The 15,036-nt window shown below is 67.3% G+C and carries 16 protein-coding genes; 13 read left to right on the forward strand and 3 right to left on the reverse strand.

The features are described 5' to 3' along the window. Nucleotides 1-158 precede the first annotated feature (158 nt). Nucleotides 159-1,271, forward strand: a complete 1,113-nt coding sequence (locus ACO06I_RS03275) for a ferritin-like domain-containing protein (protein ID WP_421931194.1) — start codon at nucleotides 159-161, stop codon at nucleotides 1,269-1,271. 60 nt (nucleotides 1,272-1,331) lie between these two features. Here ACO06I_RS03275 and ACO06I_RS03280 read toward each other — a convergent pair whose 3' ends face one another. Beyond that, on the reverse strand, nucleotides 1,332-1,943 hold the full coding sequence (locus tag ACO06I_RS03280; protein ID WP_421931195.1) for a hypothetical protein: 612 nt from the start codon (nucleotides 1,941-1,943) through the stop codon (nucleotides 1,332-1,334). 328 nt (nucleotides 1,944-2,271) lie between these two features. Here ACO06I_RS03280 and rpsL point away from each other — a divergent pair, with 328 nt between their 5' ends. The 4 genes from rpsL (at nucleotide 2,272) to tuf (ending at nucleotide 6,549) form a co-directional block, all read left to right on the forward strand. Then, nucleotides 2,272-2,643: a 30S ribosomal protein S12 gene (gene rpsL, locus ACO06I_RS03285; protein WP_111278705.1), complete on the forward strand. Its 372-nt coding sequence runs from the start codon at nucleotides 2,272-2,274 to the stop codon at nucleotides 2,641-2,643. 12 nt (nucleotides 2,644-2,655) lie between these two features. Beyond that, nucleotides 2,656-3,129 carry a 30S ribosomal protein S7 gene (gene rpsG / locus ACO06I_RS03290; protein WP_293492233.1) on the forward strand — a complete coding sequence of 158 codons (474 nt, stop codon included), beginning with the start codon at nucleotides 2,656-2,658 and terminating at the stop codon, nucleotides 3,127-3,129. Nucleotides 3,130-3,231: 102 nt separating this feature from the next. Continuing rightward, the gene (fusA, locus tag ACO06I_RS03295; protein ID WP_421931196.1) at nucleotides 3,232-5,310 is read left to right on the forward strand and encodes an elongation factor G; all 2,079 of its coding nucleotides are present in this window, start codon (nucleotides 3,232-3,234) and stop codon (nucleotides 5,308-5,310) included. Nucleotides 5,311-5,358: 48 nt separating this feature from the next. Further along, complete coding sequence (gene tuf / locus ACO06I_RS03300) at nucleotides 5,359-6,549, forward strand: elongation factor Tu (protein ID WP_421931186.1); 1,191 nt, start codon at nucleotides 5,359-5,361, stop codon at nucleotides 6,547-6,549. Between the two features lie 75 nt (nucleotides 6,550-6,624). Here tuf and ACO06I_RS03305 read toward each other — a convergent pair whose 3' ends face one another. Then, complete coding sequence (locus ACO06I_RS03305) at nucleotides 6,625-7,386, reverse strand: beta/gamma crystallin-related protein (RefSeq protein ID WP_421931197.1); 762 nt, start codon at nucleotides 7,384-7,386, stop codon at nucleotides 6,625-6,627. Between the two features lie 72 nt (nucleotides 7,387-7,458). Next, nucleotides 7,459-8,445: an MBL fold metallo-hydrolase gene (locus ACO06I_RS03310; RefSeq protein ID WP_421931198.1), complete on the reverse strand. Its 987-nt coding sequence runs from the start codon at nucleotides 8,443-8,445 to the stop codon at nucleotides 7,459-7,461. Between the two features lie 163 nt (nucleotides 8,446-8,608). On the opposite strand from ACO06I_RS03310, the gene ACO06I_RS03315 reads away from it, so the two are divergent. The 8 genes from ACO06I_RS03315 (at nucleotide 8,609) to rplB (ending at nucleotide 15,034) form a co-directional block, all read left to right on the forward strand. Then, nucleotides 8,609-10,096, forward strand: a complete 1,488-nt coding sequence (locus ACO06I_RS03315) for an adenosine deaminase family protein (RefSeq protein WP_421931199.1) — start codon at nucleotides 8,609-8,611, stop codon at nucleotides 10,094-10,096. Between the two features lie 91 nt (nucleotides 10,097-10,187). Then, nucleotides 10,188-11,027 (forward strand): GIN domain-containing protein, encoded by an 840-nt coding sequence (locus ACO06I_RS03320; RefSeq protein ID WP_421931200.1) that lies wholly within the window; start codon nucleotides 10,188-10,190, stop codon nucleotides 11,025-11,027. Nucleotides 11,028-11,102: 75 nt separating this feature from the next. Next, nucleotides 11,103-11,855: a hypothetical protein gene (locus ACO06I_RS03325; protein WP_421931201.1), complete on the forward strand. Its 753-nt coding sequence runs from the start codon at nucleotides 11,103-11,105 to the stop codon at nucleotides 11,853-11,855. A gap of 323 nt (nucleotides 11,856-12,178) precedes the next feature. After that, complete coding sequence (gene rpsJ / locus ACO06I_RS03330; protein ID WP_056730043.1) at nucleotides 12,179-12,487, forward strand: 30S ribosomal protein S10; 309 nt, start codon at nucleotides 12,179-12,181, stop codon at nucleotides 12,485-12,487. 13 nt (nucleotides 12,488-12,500) lie between these two features. Continuing rightward, on the forward strand, nucleotides 12,501-13,256 hold the full coding sequence (rplC, locus tag ACO06I_RS03335) for a 50S ribosomal protein L3 (RefSeq protein ID WP_421931202.1): 756 nt from the start codon (nucleotides 12,501-12,503) through the stop codon (nucleotides 13,254-13,256). Further along, on the forward strand, nucleotides 13,256-13,894 hold the full coding sequence (rplD, locus tag ACO06I_RS03340; protein ID WP_215340968.1) for a 50S ribosomal protein L4: 639 nt from the start codon (nucleotides 13,256-13,258) through the stop codon (nucleotides 13,892-13,894). The genes rplC and rplD overlap by 1 nt, the downstream gene beginning before the upstream one ends. Next, complete coding sequence (locus tag ACO06I_RS03345) at nucleotides 13,894-14,193, forward strand: 50S ribosomal protein L23 (RefSeq protein ID WP_421931203.1); 300 nt, start codon at nucleotides 13,894-13,896, stop codon at nucleotides 14,191-14,193. Before rplD ends, ACO06I_RS03345 begins: the two co-directional genes overlap by 1 nt. A gap of 4 nt (nucleotides 14,194-14,197) precedes the next feature. After that, nucleotides 14,198-15,034 (forward strand): 50S ribosomal protein L2, encoded by an 837-nt coding sequence (gene rplB, locus ACO06I_RS03350; RefSeq protein ID WP_421931204.1) that lies wholly within the window; start codon nucleotides 14,198-14,200, stop codon nucleotides 15,032-15,034. Nucleotides 15,035-15,036: the final 2 nt, after the last annotated feature.

Below are 15,036 nucleotides of genomic sequence, written 5' to 3' on the forward strand. Positions count from 1 at the left end.
CCAAACCGTCCAGTCAGTGCGCGTAACGAGCGGCCCGGGAGCGATCCCGGGCCGTTTCGTTTGGGCGTCATTCTTGATCTGGATCAAAGATGACGCCGGCGTCATCTTTATCGTCGTCCCTAGAGCCCGGCGCGTGACCGGGCGAAAGGGAGCCAGCCATGCTGCACGTGACGCTCGTCGACGGACCGCCCACCGAGGTCCAGACCTTCGATTCCGAGGACCTTGCCGCCCGCCTGTCGGACCACGACGTCGAGGTGATCCGAGAGATTTTCAACACGCCGCTGACCGGCTCCTATAACTGGGACTACGAGACGGCCAATTCCAAGATCCGGCGGCTCTACGAGCTGGGCAAGCGGTTCAACTGGAACACCGAGCTCGACATCGACTGGACCCAGGCGCCGCCGCCGCCTCGCGACGTGGCGGCCGGGGAGGGGCCCGAGGGGTTCGCCGGCCATCCCAAGTGGGAGGCCCTGACGGCCGAACAGAAGCGCGAGTTCTCCCACCGCTCCAACGCCCAGACGCTGTCGCAATTCCTGCACGGGGAGCAGGGGGCCCTGATGGTGGCCTCCCAGCTGGTGAGCTGCGCGCCGACCCATGACGCCAAGCTCTACGCCGCCTCCCAGACCTTCGACGAGGCGCGCCACGTGGAGGTGTTCCACAAGTACCTGATGGAGCGCTGCCGGATGATCTACCCGATCAATCCGAGCCTCAAGTTCCTGCTGGACAAAGTGCTCACCGACCCGCGCTGGGACCTGAAGTTCATCGGCATGCAGATCCTCATCGAGGGCCTGGCCCTGGCCGCCTTCCAGACCATCCACCAGACCACCGAGGACCCGCTGCTGCGCGACGTTGTGGGCCTGGTGATGCGCGATGAGGGCCGGCACGTGGCCTTCGGGGTGAACTATCTGGAGGACTGGATCCGGGCCCTGCCGGAGGACCAGATCGAGGAGCGCGCCCAGTTCGCCTACGAGGCCTGCCTGGTCATGCGCGACCGCCTGGTCTCCACCAACGTGGCCCAGGAGTTCGGCTTCACCGAGGCCGAGGCGATCGAGATCAACAACGCCACCCAGGGCGGCCGGGCCTTCCGCACCTTCCTGTTCGAACGGATGATCCCCAACCTCAAGCGGATCGGCCTGCTGACCGAGAAGATCCGTCCCAAGTTCGAGGCCCTGGGCGTCCTGCAGTTCGAGAACCTCAAGCACGACGGCCAGATCGACTGGGCCACCCTGGAGGCCCCCCTGATGCGGGGCGACGAGGTGATCGCCGCCTAGGACCTCATCGCGCTCTGCAGGCGGCCCGGGGGTGACCCCGGGCCGTTCTGCGTTGCGGGGCTAGAAGGGCTTGGTGGTCTTGTGTGGCGCGGCCTCGCCGAGGCCGGTCAGGCCGCCGGCGGCGTCGGAGGTGGATAGGCCTGGCGGCGTCGGGGCGTCGCGATAGTCGCGATAGGCCTTCCGCTTGGCCGCAGCCTCGTCCAGCAGGGCCTGCTTGGGCCGGCTGAGGCCGGGCGGGATATAGGCGGCGTCCTTCGCCCCCTCGCCCAGGCGCTCCATGCAGGCGTCCCGCTCGGCCTGGCTCAGGCCTGAGCCACCGATATTGGCGCAGCCGAGGCTGCGGCGCAGCGTGGCCGAGAGCTGGGGCGTCAGGCTTGGAGGCGTGGGCGCCGGGGCGGCCGGCGGCGGCGCCTCGGGGACGAACAACGGCGTGACGGAGAGATCGTCCGGGCGCAGGCGCGAGGGACGGGGGCGCAACTGCTGCCGCGGCCGGGGCGAGGTCTGGGGAACCGATTCGACGATGCGGGGCGCGATGGTGACCTCGAACACCGGGGCGGGCTCGTAGCGCGCCGGTTTGGCGTGGTTGACCGCCAGGACCGACAGCACGGCCACATGGCCGACGAGGGACGCCGCCGCGAGGGCTCCCAGTCGCCAGCGCCTCCCGTTCCGCATGCCCAGTCCCGTTCCTGCAACCTTCGCCATAGGGCGAGGACGGGCGGGGCGAATTCATGTCCGAAAGCGGGCGAGGCGCGCGCGCTTTCGCAAACGTTGACGCCGAGGGGCTTGGCGAGTATGAACCGCGCTCCTTTCGAGGCCGGGGATTCTTCCCTTCGCCCCGTTGAACGGCAAGTCCCGAAACGGACAGCCAGACCCGCCGGAACGCGACCCAAAGCGCGCCGGCGAGTTTTTGCGTTCAGCGAGCCGGTTTCGGAGCTTTTGAATACGGACCCCAACTGAGGCGCCACGGCCCAACGGCACACGCCTCCAGAGCAGAGAATAGATGCCAACAGTCAATCAGCTCATCCGCAAGCCCCGGCAGAATAAGCCGGTGCGCAACAAGGTGCCGGCCCTCAAGGGCTGCCCTCAGCGCCGTGGCGTTTGCACCCGCGTCTATACGACGACCCCGAAGAAGCCGAACTCCGCGCTTCGTAAGGTCGCCAAGGTGCGTCTGACCACCGGCATCGAAGCGGTGTGCTACATCCCGGGCGAAGGCCACAATCTGCAGGAGCACTCCGTCGTGCTCATCCGCGGCGGCCGGGTTAAGGACCTTCCTGGCGTCCGTTACCACATCCTGCGCGGCGTGCTCGACACCCAAGGGGTCAAGGATCGCAAGCAGCGTCGTTCGCTCTACGGCGCCAAGCGTCCTAAGTAAGGAATAAGAAGAATGTCCCGCCGCCGTCGCGCCGAGAAACGTCAAGTCCTGCCCGACCCGAAGTTCGGGGACCTGACGGTCACCAAGTTCATGAATTACGTGATGTACGAAGGCAAGAAAGCCGTCGCCGAGAATATCCTCTACGGCGCCTTCGACATCCTCGAAGCCAAGCGCAAGGACCAGGGTCCCCTGGAAACCTTCCACGCCGCGTTGGAAAACGTCGCGCCGGGCATCGAAGTCCGCTCCCGCCGGGTCGGCGGCGCCACCTATCAGGTGCCCGTCGAAGTGCGTCCCGACCGTCGGAAGGCCCTGGCCATCCGCTGGCTGGTGACCGCCGCCCGCAAGCGCGGTGAGAACACCATGACCGAGAAGCTGGCCGGCGAGTTGCTGGACGCCTCCTCGAACCGGGGTTCCGCCGTCAAGAAGCGGGAAGACACCCACAAGATGGCCGAAGCCAACCGGGCCTTCTCGCACTACCGCTGGTAACCAGCACGAACCATCCCTTTTCGGCGCGGGCGGTTTGAGCTAAACCGCCCGCGCTGTTCGTTCAGCCTATCCCGAACGCCTTTTCCAGCAGAGCTATCCGCTATGGCCCGCGCGCACAAAATCGCTGACTACCGTAACTTCGGCATCATGGCCCACATCGATGCCGGGAAGACCACGACCACGGAGCGGATCCTCTACTACACCGGCAAGAGCCATAAGATCGGTGAGGTCCACGATGGCGCCGCCACCATGGACTGGATGGAGCAGGAGCAGGAACGCGGCATCACGATCACGTCAGCCGCGACGACCGCCATCTGGAACGGTCACCGCCTGAACATCATCGACACCCCCGGCCACGTGGACTTCACGATTGAAGTCGAACGCTCGCTGCGCGTGCTCGACGGCGCCGTCGCGGTGCTGGACGGCAACCAGGGCGTGGAGCCCCAGACGGAGACCGTCTGGCGCCAAGCCGACCGCTACAACGTTCCGCGCATCGTGTTCGTCAACAAGATGGACAAGATCGGCGCCGACTTCGAAATGTGCCTGAAGACGATCCGTGATCGCCTGGGCGTGAAGGCCGTACCGATCCAACTGCCGATCGGCTCGGAAGCCTCGCTGAAGGGCATCGTCGACCTGGTCCGCATGAAGGCCGTGGTCTGGGACAATGACGGCCTGGGCGCGACCTATCGCGACGAGGAAATCCCGGCCGACATGCAGGCCAAGGCTGAAGAAGCCCGCCACTACCTGATCGAGAACGCGGTCGAACTCGACGATGAGGCGATGGAAGCCTACCTCGGCGGCGAAGAGCCGTCGGTCGAGGTCATCAAGAAGTGCCTGCGCAAGGCGGTTCTGACCGGCGCCTTCTATCCGATCCTCGCCGGCTCGGCCTTCAAGAACAAGGGCGTCCAGCCCCTGCTCGACGCCGTGGTCGATTACCTGCCTTCGCCGATCGACATTCCGCCGACCCCGGGCATCGACTTCAAGACGGAAGAGCCGGTGGTCCGCAAGGCCTCCGACGAGGAGCCGCTGTCGGTCCTGGCCTTCAAGATCATGGACGACCCCTTCGTGGGCTCGCTGACCTTCTGCCGCATCTATTCGGGCAAGCTCGAAACCGGCATGGGCCTGCTGAACTCCTCCCGCGACAAGAAGGAACGCGTCGGCCGCATGCTGCTGATGCACTCCAACAACCGCGAGGACATCAAGGAAGCCTTCGCCGGCGACATCGTCGCCCTGGCCGGCCTCAAGGACACCCGCACTGGGGACACCCTTTGCGACCCCCTGAAGTCGCCCGTCATCCTCGAGAAGATGGACTTCCCGGCGCCGGTGATCGAGATCGCCATCGAGCCGAAATCCAAGGCCGACCAGGAAAAGCTGGGCGTCGCCCTGGCCAAGATGGTCGCCGAGGATCCGTCCTTCACGGTCTTCACCGACCAGGAGTCGGGCCAGACGGTCATGAAGGGCATGGGCGAGCTTCACCTCGACATCAAGGTCGACATCCTGCGTCGTACCTACAAGGTCGACGCCAATATCGGCGCGCCGCAGGTGGCCTATCGCGAGAGCCTCGGCCGCAAGGCCGACATCGACTACACCCACAAGAAGCAGACCGGCGGTACGGGCCAGTTCGCCCGCGTCAAGATTCTCTTCGAGCCGGGCGAGCCCGGGTCGGGCTTCGTCTTCGAGAACACCGTCGTCGGCGGCTCGATCCCGAAGGAGTTCATTCCCGGCGTTCAGAAGGGTCTCGACACCTCCAAGGAAAATGGCCTGCTAGCCGGCTTCCCGCTGATCGACTTCAAGGCCACGCTGTATGACGGCAACTACCACGACGTCGACTCCTCGGTCCTGGCCTTCGAAATCGCCGCCCGCGCCGCCTTCCGCGAACTTCGCGAGAAGGGCGCTCCCAAGCTGCTCGAGCCGGTCATGAAGGTCGAAGTGGTGACGCCCGACGAATATATGGGCGACGTCATCGGCGACCTGAACAGCCGCCGCGGCCAGATCCAGGGCACCGAAACCCGGGGTAACGCCCAGGTGGTCACGGCCTTCGTGCCGCTGGCCAACATGTTCGGCTACATCAACACCCTGCGCTCGTTCTCCCAAGGACGCGCCAACTTCTCCATGACCTACGATCACTACGAGACGGTGCCGCAGGCCGTGGCCGACGAAGTGATCAAGAAGTTCGCCTAACCCCAACCCTAGTTTAGAGGACGAGCCCGGACAGGGCTGGAGCTTGAAATGGCTAAAGAAAAGTTCGAACGCACTAAGCCGCACTGCAACATCGGCACGATTGGTCACGTTGACCATGGCAAGACGACGTTGACGGCCGCGATCACGATGACGCTGGCCAAGGCCGGTGGGGCCAAGGCGATGGCCTATGCCGACATCGACGCGGCTCCGGAGGAGAAGGCGCGCGGGATCACGATCAACACCGCGCACGTGGAATATGAGACGGCCAACCGTCACTACGCCCACGTCGACTGCCCCGGCCACGCCGACTATGTGAAGAACATGATCACCGGCGCGGCGCAGATGGACGGCGCGATCCTGGTGGTGTCGGCCGCCGACGGCCCGATGCCGCAGACCCGCGAGCACATCCTGCTGGCCCGTCAGGTGGGCGTGCCCGCCCTGGTGGTCTACATGAACAAGGTCGACCTGGTGGACGACGCCGAGCTGCTGGAACTGGTGGAGATGGAGGTGCGCGAGCTCCTGTCGTCGTACCAGTTCCCGGGCGACGACATCCCGATCACCATGGGTTCGGCCAAGGTGGCGCTGGACGGCGGCGATCCGGAAATCGGTGAGAAGTCGATCCTGAAGCTGATGGAGACGGTGGACGCCTACATCCCGCAGCCGGAGCGTCCGGTGGACCTGCCGTTCCTGATGCCGGTGGAAGACGTGTTCTCGATCTCGGGCCGCGGCACGGTTGTGACCGGCCGGATCGAAAAGGGCATCGTCAAGGTCGGCGAGGAAGTCGAGATCGTCGGCATCCGCCCCGTCCAGAAGACCATCTGCACGGGCGTGGAAATGTTCCGCAAGCTGCTGGACCAGGGCCAGGCCGGCGACAACGTGGGCGTGCTGCTGCGCGGCACCAAGCGTGAAGACGTCGAGCGCGGCCAGGTTCTCTGCAAGCCCGGCTCGATCACCCCGCACACCAAGTTCGTGGCCGAAGCCTATATCCTGACCAAGGAAGAGGGCGGCCGTCACACCCCGTTCTTCACCAACTACCGTCCTCAGTTCTACTTCCGGACCACCGACGTGACCGGGATCATCAAGCTGAAGGAAGGCGTGGAAATGATCATGCCGGGCGACAACGCCGAGCTGGACGTGGAGCTGATCACCCCGATCGCCATGGACCAGGGCCTGCGTTTCGCCATCCGCGAAGGCGGCCGCACCGTCGGCGCCGGCGTGGTCTCCAAGATCGTCGAGTAGGCCTTTCGGCCTAAGCGACCTTCGACCCAGATCAGGGCCGTCCGGGGAAACCCGGGCGGCCCTTTTCCTATGGCGCTATCGGACCTGCCGCAGAGAGGTGATGGCGTAGGCCAGGCCGATCCGGTTCAGGTCCGCCACGTCCTTATCCAGGATCAGGCAGCGGCCGCCGAAGTCCTTGTCCGTGCAGACCTCCCACGCGCCCCGGCCGATCTTGATGCTGAGGGTGCGGTCGTTGTTCTGCTTGGGCAGATTGGTGATCTCGGTGCTGGTGGCGTAGGCCCCGCCCGTGAAGTTCAGGCCGTCATAGAGGGTGATGGAGCCGCCCCGGGCCCGAGGGCGCTCGTAGCCGCCGTTGTAGCCGCCTTGGCCGCCATAGCCGCCTTGGCCGCCATAGCCGCCCTGGTTTCCGTAGCCGCCGCCGCTATAGCCGCCGTTGCCGTAGCCGCCGCCGCTATAGCCGCCGCCATTGTAACCTCCGTTATATCCGCCACTGGAGCCCCAGCCGCCGCTGCCGTAGCCGCCATAGCCGCCATAGCCGCCTTGGCCGCCATAGGGCCCGGCCATTCGGCAACTCAACTGGCCGTTTTCGTTGGTGATCTCGCCGCGGCAACCCTCGAAGTCGAGACTGGTCGCCCGGTAACGGCCGTTATAGTCGCGGCACTCCGCCCACAGGGTCAGGCGACCACTGTCGGTCACCCGCACCTTCTGACAAGACTGCCAATAGCTTCCCGGCGGCGGCGCGTAACCCTGCGGCTGGGCGCTGCCCGGCGCCGCGACTCCCAAGGCCGCCACGCTCGCGACGGCGGCCGCGCCTGCGGCCCATGTCTTGATCTTCATAGCCCACTCCGATTGAGAACCGTCCCTGCCTCCACCCTATGGCGACGCTGGAGCGGCGAAAAGGCCGAGCTTCTAGGCGGTCTGGCAGGCCGCCTTCTCGCCAGGAGCCCGCAGGACATCGCCGACATAGTACTCCGTCATGCCCTGGGCTCGCCTGAGGTCGGCGGGATCCCGCCCCAGCAGAGGCTGGACCGTGCGGGTCCAGGCCGCCGCGCAGGCCGCCTTGGTCTCGGCGGAGGCGGCGCAGTCGATCACGGCGGCGAAGGCCTGGCGGTAGAGTCCGAACTGCGCCCGTGTCATGGGTGCGCCATGGCCGGGGACCAGGATGGTGAAGGGCGTCGCCCAGACCTGATCCAGGGCCCTGCGCCAGCCCGCGGGACAGGCGGTGTCGAGGAAGGGGGCGGGGAGGGTGACCAGGTCGCCCACCGCCGCCACGCGACTGGCGGGATCGTAGAGCCAGACATCGCCGGCCGTCGCCGCGTTGGGCGCCAGGTTCACCGCTAGCCGCAGGCCCGCGAGCTTCCGGGCTTCGGAGCCGGTGACCACCACGTCGGGGCGGAGGGCCGCGCCGGCCTCGACGGTGGCGATGTCGCCGGCGATGTCCTCCAGGGTCTCCCGGGGCAGCTCGCCCGCCTTCAGATAGGCCCGACCATCTTCCGCGCTCTTGGCCAGGAAGCCGGTCAAGGCCTTGTCGATGGCGGAACTGGCATAGACCCTCGCGGCCGGGTAGGCGCGCCTCAGGTCGGGGTTTCCGCTCACGTGGTCCAGGTGCCAGTGGGAATTGACGATGGCGGCGATGGGGCGGCCCTGCGCCGTCGCGAAGTCGAGGATGGCCTGGCGCTGCCAGGCGTGGCGCCCGGTGTCCATCACCACCAGGCCCTTGGGGCCGGTGAAGATCACCGTATTGCCGTCGGGCTGGCGGCGCGGTGGGATGCCCCCTGGGATCAGCCAGACGCCGGGGGCGACGGCCTGGGCGGCGGGCTTGGGAGCCTCGGCGTCGGCCGGGCGTGGCGCCAGGAGCGCCAGGACGGTCAGCGCGAGCAGCTTGAGGCGTGGCATGATGATCCTCCCCAGGATGGAGACAGGATCGAGGCGGCCAGGGGGCCGCTGTCAAATCTCGGATCGTTAATTTTCGCGGGCGCGGGACGAGAGTTAGACTTCCCGGTCAAGCTCTTGACTCCCCCGTCCGCCTCGGGCCGCCTGCGGCAAAGGAGCGGGGATCATGGCGAGGAGATTCTGGGCGGCGGCGGGGCTGGTTCTGGCCCTGGCGGCGGGCGGGGCGCAGGCCGCGCCGGACCTGGCCAGGATGACCGGCGGCGAGCTGACCGCCTTCACGCGGCAGATGCCCAAGGGCGGCGAACTGCACAACCACATCGCCGGCGCGATCTTCCCCGAGACCCTGCTGGCCTGGGCGGCGGAGGACGGCCTCTGCGTCAACCTCAAGACCCTGGCCCTGACCCCGCCCTGCCAGCCGGGGGAGGATCTCAAGCTGGCCGCGGTCCTGGCCGGCGACGACCTGCTGCGCACGGCGATGATCGACAGCCTGTCGGTGCGGCGTCCCGACTTCCTGGACCGCTCGGGCCACGACCAGTTCTTCGGCGCCTTCGGACGCTTCGGGGCGGTGGGCGCCAAGCGGGGCGGGGATAGTCTGGCCCTGGTGATGGACGGCCTGGCCCGGCAGAACACCTTCTATCTCGAGGCCATGGTGACGCCTCAAGGCGCGTCGTCGCGGATCCTGGGGGCGAAGGTCGGCTGGAAAGGCGGGGATCTGGCGGCCCAGAAGGCGGCCAACAGCGCCGCGGGCCTCGAGGCGCTGGTTCCGGCCGCCATGGCCGAGACCGACGCCCTGGAGGCGCGGGCGCGGGCGGTGATGAAGTGCGGGACGCCGGAGGCCGCGCCGGGCTGCCAGGTGACCGTGCGCTACCTGGTCCAGGCCGGGCGTGTCGGGCCGCCGGAGCAGACGTTCGCCCAGCTCCAGCTCGGAGTGGCGCTGATCGCCGCCGACCGGCGCTGGGTCGGGTTGCAGCTGGTGGCCCCGGAGGACCATCCCCAGGCCCTGGCCAATTACAGCCTGCACATGAGGATGGTGGACTATCTGACCGACCATGGCCGGACCGCCAAGGCGGCCCTGCACGCCGGCGAGCTTTCCTTCAAGTACGCCACGCCTGAGGCGTTGCGCTTCCACATCGCGCAGGCGGTGCGGGTGGCCGGCGCGCGCCGCATCGGGCACGGGGTCGACCTGCCCCTGGAGACCGACGCCGAGGGCCTGGCCGCGGAGATGGCCGCCCAGGGAATCCTGGTGGAGGTGAACCTCACGTCCAACGACAAGATCCTGGAGGTGTCCGGCAAGGCCCATCCCTATGCCTGGCTGCGCCAGCGCCGGGTGCCGGTGAGCCTCTCCACCGACGACGCCGGCATCCTGCGGATCGACCTCTCCCACGAATACGCCCGGGCCGCCGACGAGGGGGCGAGCTACGGCGACCTGAAGGCCTCGGCGCGCAACGCCATCGCCTATTCCTTCTTGAGCGGGGAGGGGTTGTGGTCCGATCCGGGGACCTATCGGCGGCCGGCCAAGGCCTGCGCCGGTCAGATCGGCCAGGTCGAGCCGAGGCCGGGCCCCTGCGCGGCCCTGGTGGCCGGCAGCGACAAGGCCCGAGAGCAGTGGCGCCACGAACGGCTGCTGGCGGCCTTCGAGGCGGGGGCCAGATGACCGGGCTGTCATGACCTCGAATTAAGCTGCCTTGGCCTGCAGCGCCGTCTACCGTCGCCTCAAGATTGATCCATCAAGAGGAGGGGACCCCATGCGTCTTCCGACCATTCTCACCGCCGCGTCGGCCCTGGCCCTGATGGCCGGCGCCGCGTCCGCCGCCAACGCCGCCACCGTCGAGGTCAAGGACGCCGTCGCCCGGGTGGTGGTGATCCCCGAGGACCGGGGCGACATCAAGGTGGAGTTCCTGACCACCAATCCCAGCCTGCCGCTGCAGGTCCGCAGCATGGGCGGCAAGACCATCGTCGACGGCGATCTCGATCGGAAGATCAAGAGCTGCAACAGCAGCGGCGGTCGGACCCGGGTCTTTGTCTCGGGAATCGGCGACGTGGCCTATGAGGACATGCCCCAGATTGTGATCCGCACCCCCAAGGACGCCAAGGTCGAGGCCGGCGGGGCGGTGTTCGGCTCGGTGGGCAAGACCGCCAGCCTGGAGCTCTCCAACGCCGGCTGCGGCGACTGGACGGTGGGCAATGTGGCCGGGAAGATGAACATCAACGTCGCCGGCTCGGGCGACACCAGCACCGGCTCGGCCGGGGAGGCGAACCTGCGGGTGGCCGGGTCCGGGGACGTCCGCACCCAGGCCGTGGCCGGGGCGCTGGAGGTGTCCGTGGCCGGGTCGGGCGACGTGGACGTGGCCTCGATCTCGGGTCCGCTGAACGTCAAGATCGCCGGCTCCGGGGACGTGAAGATCTCCGGCGGCCACGCCAGCCAGGTGACCACCTCCATCGCCGGCTCGGGCAATGTCGACTTCAACGGCGTGGCGGGCAGCCTGACGGCGAAGATCGCAGGGTCCGGCGACGTCCACGTCAAGTCGGTGACCGGTGCTGTATCCAAGGCCATCGTCGGCTCGGGCAATGTGAGCATCGGCTGAATTGGCGGTTGATGAAGTGGTGCGCCCGGGGGGCTTGGGATTTACAGATGTAAACTTCTCTGGTCTGGTCAGGCCATGAAGTTCCTGTTCAGTCTCACGATCGCCCTGGGGGCGCCGGCCCTGGCCCTGGCCGCGCCGGCCCTGACCCTGGAGGCGCCGGCGGCCCGCCTGGTGGTCATCCCCGAGGCGCGGCCCGACATGGCGCTCACCGCCGACCCGCGGCTGGCCATCCATCCCGTGGCCGGCGGCGGCGCCCGGGTCACCGGGGCCAGCTCCTGGCTGGAGCAGACCCTGCCCTGGGTGTTCGGCTATCGCTGCACCGCCGCCGGCGTCAGCCGCTGGGGGCGGGCCATCGCCCTCAAGGACCTGCCCACCCTGACCGCGCGGGTTCCCCTGGACGCCGACATCACCACCCGCGGCGCGGTGTTCGGCCAGGCCGGCGCCGGCCGGTCCCTGAAGCTCTCGGCGACCGGTTGCGGGACCTGGCGGCTGGCGCCCCTCTCCAGCGGCCTGACCGTGACCCAGACCGGACCTGGCCAGGTGATCGCCAGCCACGTGGACGGCGCCCTGAAGGCGACCGTGGACGGCTCCGGGACCATCGTGGTGGGGCAGGGGGTCACCTCCACCGCCAAGCTGATCATGAAGGGCGACGGCCGCATCGACGACCGGGGAACCGTCGGCATGCTGGACGCCGAGATGCGCGGATCGGGCCTGATCACGGTGCGCCTGCTCGCCGGACAGGCGAAGGTGGCCTATGACGGGGACGGCAATGTCCGGTGGGGCCGACCCAAGGGCAAGAAGTTCTGCGCGGGCCTGGCCTGCTACTGAACCGAGCCTCCGAAACTTCCTGAACCGGGGCCGTTGCTGGCCTTGACGAGGCCGAGTCGCACACGTATAGACGCGCCTCTTGTTGGATCGGCTGTGCGCTTCGAAGTGATTTGAGGCGCAGACGCGGTTCGCAGAACGACCCGGAACCCTGAGAAATCGGGCGACCGGGCGGGGCCCTCGCGGAAACCTTTCGCGCGGGCCTATGTCGTTTTTAGCGGACTTACGCGTACGAGCGTCTCCCTTGGGGGGCGTTTGGGTTGGTCTTTGAAATGGTCAAAGTCACGCGGACGGACCGTCGTCTGTAGGGGAAATTGAAGAGCGATATGGATCGTCAGAACATCCGCATCCGGCTCAAGGCCTTCGATCACCGCGTGCTGGATCATTCCACGCGTGAGATCGTCAATACGGCCAAGCGCACCGGCGCGACCGTCCGGGGGCCCATCCCCCTGCCGACGCACATCGAAAAATTCACCGTCAACCGCTCGCCGCACATCGACAAGAAGTCGCGCGAGCAGTTCGAAATCCGCACGCACAAGCGCGTGCTCGATATCGTCGACCCCACCCCGCAGACCGTGGACGCGCTGATGAAGCTCGACCTGTCCGCCGGCGTGGACGTCGAGATCAAGCTCTAGAGGGGATCGGTCGATGCGTACCGGCGTGATCGCCAAGAAACTGGGCATGGCGCGCTTCTTCGATGAAGCGGGAACCCATGTGCCGGTGACCGTCCTCAGCCTCGAAGGCTGCCAGGTCACCGCTCATCGGACCCAGGATAAAGACGGCTATGTCGCCCTCCAGCTCGGAGCCGGCGTCAAGAAGGCCAAGAACACCTCCAAGGCCATGCGTGGTCACTTCGCCAAGAGCGAAGTCGAGCCCAAGCACGAGCTGGCCGAGTTCCGCGTCACCGCGGACAACCTCATCGACGTGGGCGCCGAGCTCACTGCCGACCACTTCGTCCCCGGCCAGAAGGTCGACGTGACGGCCAAGACGGTCGGTAAGGGCTTCCAGGGCGCCATGAAGCGCTGGAACTTCGGCGGCATGCGCGCCACCCACGGCGTGTCGGTCTCCCACCGGGCGCACGGCTCCACCGGTCAACGGCAGGATCCGGGCAAGACCTTCAAGGGCAAGAAGATGGCCGGCCACCTCGGCCAGGAAACCGTCACCACCCTGAACGTCTCGGTCTGGCGCATCGACGTCGAGCGCGGCCTGATCCTGATCAAGGGCGCGGTCCCCGGCACCGAGGGCACCTACGTAAAGATCCGCGACGCCATCAAGTCGGCCCGTCCGGCTGAAGCCCCGGTCCCCGGCGGCTTCCGCAAGGCTGGCCAGGTCGCTCCCGCCGCTGACGCGGCGCCGGTGGACGAGGCTCCGGCCGAAGCCCCCGCAGCCGAGGGCGCAGAATAATGAAACTCGACGTCATCAAACTTGACGGCGCCAAGGGTGGTTCGATCGAACTGTCCGACGCCGTGTTCGGCATCGACGAGATCCGTGGCGACATCCTTCAGCGCATGGTGACCTGGCAACTCGCCAAGCGCCGCGCCGGGACCCACAAGATCCAGGTCCGCAACGAGGTCTCTCGTACGGGCAAGAAGATGTACAAGCAGAAGGGCTCCGGCGGCGCCCGTCACGGTTCGCGCCGTGCGGCTCAGTTCGTCGGCGGCGCCAAGGCCCACGGTCCCGTGGTCCGCAGCCACGCCTTCGACCTGCCCAAGAAGTTCCGCGCCCTGGCCCTGCGCCATGCGCTGTCCTCCAAGGTCAAGACCGGCTCGCTGGTCGTCCTGGACGCCGCGGTGCTGACCGATCCGAAGACCGCCGCCCTTCGCGCCCAGTTCGACACCATGGGCCTGAAGAACGCGCTGATCATCGCCGGCGCCGAAGTGGACAACAACTTCGCCCTGGCCGCTCGCAACATTCCCAACGTGGATGTGCTGCCGAACGCCGGCCTCAACGTCTATGACGTGCTGCGTCGCCATACGCTGGTCCTGACCAAGGACGCGGTGGATGCGATCAACGCCCGTTTCGCTGAGAAGGAGGCCGCGTGATGGCTAACCCCGTCGCCCGCCACTACGACGCGATCCTGTCGCCCGTGATCACCGAGAAGGCCACCCTGCTCTCCGAGCAGAACAAGGTCGTCTTCCGCGTGGCCATGGACGCGACCAAGGACGAAATCTCCGCAGCCGTCGAAGCGCTGTTCAAGGTCACGGTCACCAAGGTCAACACCCTGGTGGTCAAGGGCAAGACCAAGCGCTTCCGGGGCCGTCCGGGCCGTCGCTCGGACGTCAAGAAAGCTGTCGTGACCCTGGCCGAAGGCCAGTCGATCGACATCACCACGGGGCTCTAAGCCGATGGCTCTGAAGCATTACAATCCGACTTCGCCGGGCCGTCGTAGCCTGGTGCTGGTCGACCGTTCCGAGCTCCACAAGGGCGGGCCGGTCAAGTCCCTGGTTCAGGGCCTGACCAAGTCCGGCGGTCGTGGCGGCGGTGGTCGTATCGCCGTTCGCTTCCGCGGCGGCGGCGCCAAGCGCCTCTATCGGATGGTCGACTTCAAGCGCCGGAAGTGGGACATGCCCGCGACCGTCGAGCGCCTGGAATACGACCCCAACCGCACCGCCTGGATCGCGCTGATCAAGTATGAGGACGGCGAGCTGTCCTACATCCTGGCTCCGCAGCGCCTCAAGGTCGGCGACCAGGTGATCGCCTCCGAGAAGGCCGACGTGAAGCCGGGCAACGCCATGCCGCTTCGTGGCATGCCCATCGGCACGATCATCCACAACATCGAGCTGAAGCCCCTCAAGGGCGGCCAGGTCGCCCGGTCCGCCGGCGCCTACGCCCAGCTGGTCGGCCGCGACGCCGGCTACGCCCAGATCCGTCTGGGTTCGGGCGAGCTTCGGATGGTCCAGGACACCTGCATGGCCACGGTCGGCGCGGTGTCCAACCAGGACCACATGAACCAGGTCCTGGGTAAGGCCGGCCGCACGCGTCACATGGGCTTCCGCCCGCACGTCCGCGGCGTCGTCATGAACCCGGTCGACCACCCCCACGGCGGCGGCGAAGGCCGCACCTCGGGCGGTCGTCACCCGGTCACGCCTTGGGGCAAGCCGACCAAGGGCTCCAAGACCCGCACCAACAAGACGACGGACAAGTACATCATCCGTTCGCGCCATGCTCGGAAGGCTCGTTAATC

The organism is Phenylobacterium sp., from assembly GCF_965229015.1.
GTDB lineage: Bacteria > Pseudomonadota > Alphaproteobacteria > Caulobacterales > Caulobacteraceae > Phenylobacterium.

Bases quoted from the DNA above. Each gene is read 5' to 3' on its own strand.
- ACO06I_RS03275 (WP_421931194.1), top strand. From the start codon at position 159: ATGCTGCACGTGACGCTCGTCGACGGACCGCCCACCGAGGTCCAGACC.
- ACO06I_RS03280 (WP_421931195.1), bottom strand. From the start codon at position 1,943: ATGCGGAACGGGAGGCGCTGGCGACTGGGAGCCCTCGCGGCGGCGTCC.
- rpsL (WP_111278705.1), top strand. From the start codon at position 2,272: ATGCCAACAGTCAATCAGCTCATCCGCAAGCCCCGGCAGAATAAGCCG.
- rpsG (WP_293492233.1), top strand. From the start codon at position 2,656: ATGTCCCGCCGCCGTCGCGCCGAGAAACGTCAAGTCCTGCCCGACCCG.
- fusA (WP_421931196.1), top strand. From the start codon at position 3,232: ATGGCCCGCGCGCACAAAATCGCTGACTACCGTAACTTCGGCATCATG.
- tuf (WP_421931186.1), top strand. From the start codon at position 5,359: ATGGCTAAAGAAAAGTTCGAACGCACTAAGCCGCACTGCAACATCGGC.
- ACO06I_RS03305 (WP_421931197.1), bottom strand. From the start codon at position 7,386: ATGAAGATCAAGACATGGGCCGCAGGCGCGGCCGCCGTCGCGAGCGTG.
- ACO06I_RS03310 (WP_421931198.1), bottom strand. From the start codon at position 8,445: ATGCCACGCCTCAAGCTGCTCGCGCTGACCGTCCTGGCGCTCCTGGCG.
- ACO06I_RS03315 (WP_421931199.1), top strand. From the start codon at position 8,609: ATGGCGAGGAGATTCTGGGCGGCGGCGGGGCTGGTTCTGGCCCTGGCG.
- ACO06I_RS03320 (WP_421931200.1), top strand. From the start codon at position 10,188: ATGCGTCTTCCGACCATTCTCACCGCCGCGTCGGCCCTGGCCCTGATG.
- ACO06I_RS03325 (WP_421931201.1), top strand. From the start codon at position 11,103: ATGAAGTTCCTGTTCAGTCTCACGATCGCCCTGGGGGCGCCGGCCCTG.
- rpsJ (WP_056730043.1), top strand. From the start codon at position 12,179: ATGGATCGTCAGAACATCCGCATCCGGCTCAAGGCCTTCGATCACCGC.
- rplC (WP_421931202.1), top strand. From the start codon at position 12,501: ATGCGTACCGGCGTGATCGCCAAGAAACTGGGCATGGCGCGCTTCTTC.
- rplD (WP_215340968.1), top strand. From the start codon at position 13,256: ATGAAACTCGACGTCATCAAACTTGACGGCGCCAAGGGTGGTTCGATC.
- ACO06I_RS03345 (WP_421931203.1), top strand. From the start codon at position 13,894: ATGGCTAACCCCGTCGCCCGCCACTACGACGCGATCCTGTCGCCCGTG.
- rplB (WP_421931204.1), top strand. From the start codon at position 14,198: ATGGCTCTGAAGCATTACAATCCGACTTCGCCGGGCCGTCGTAGCCTG.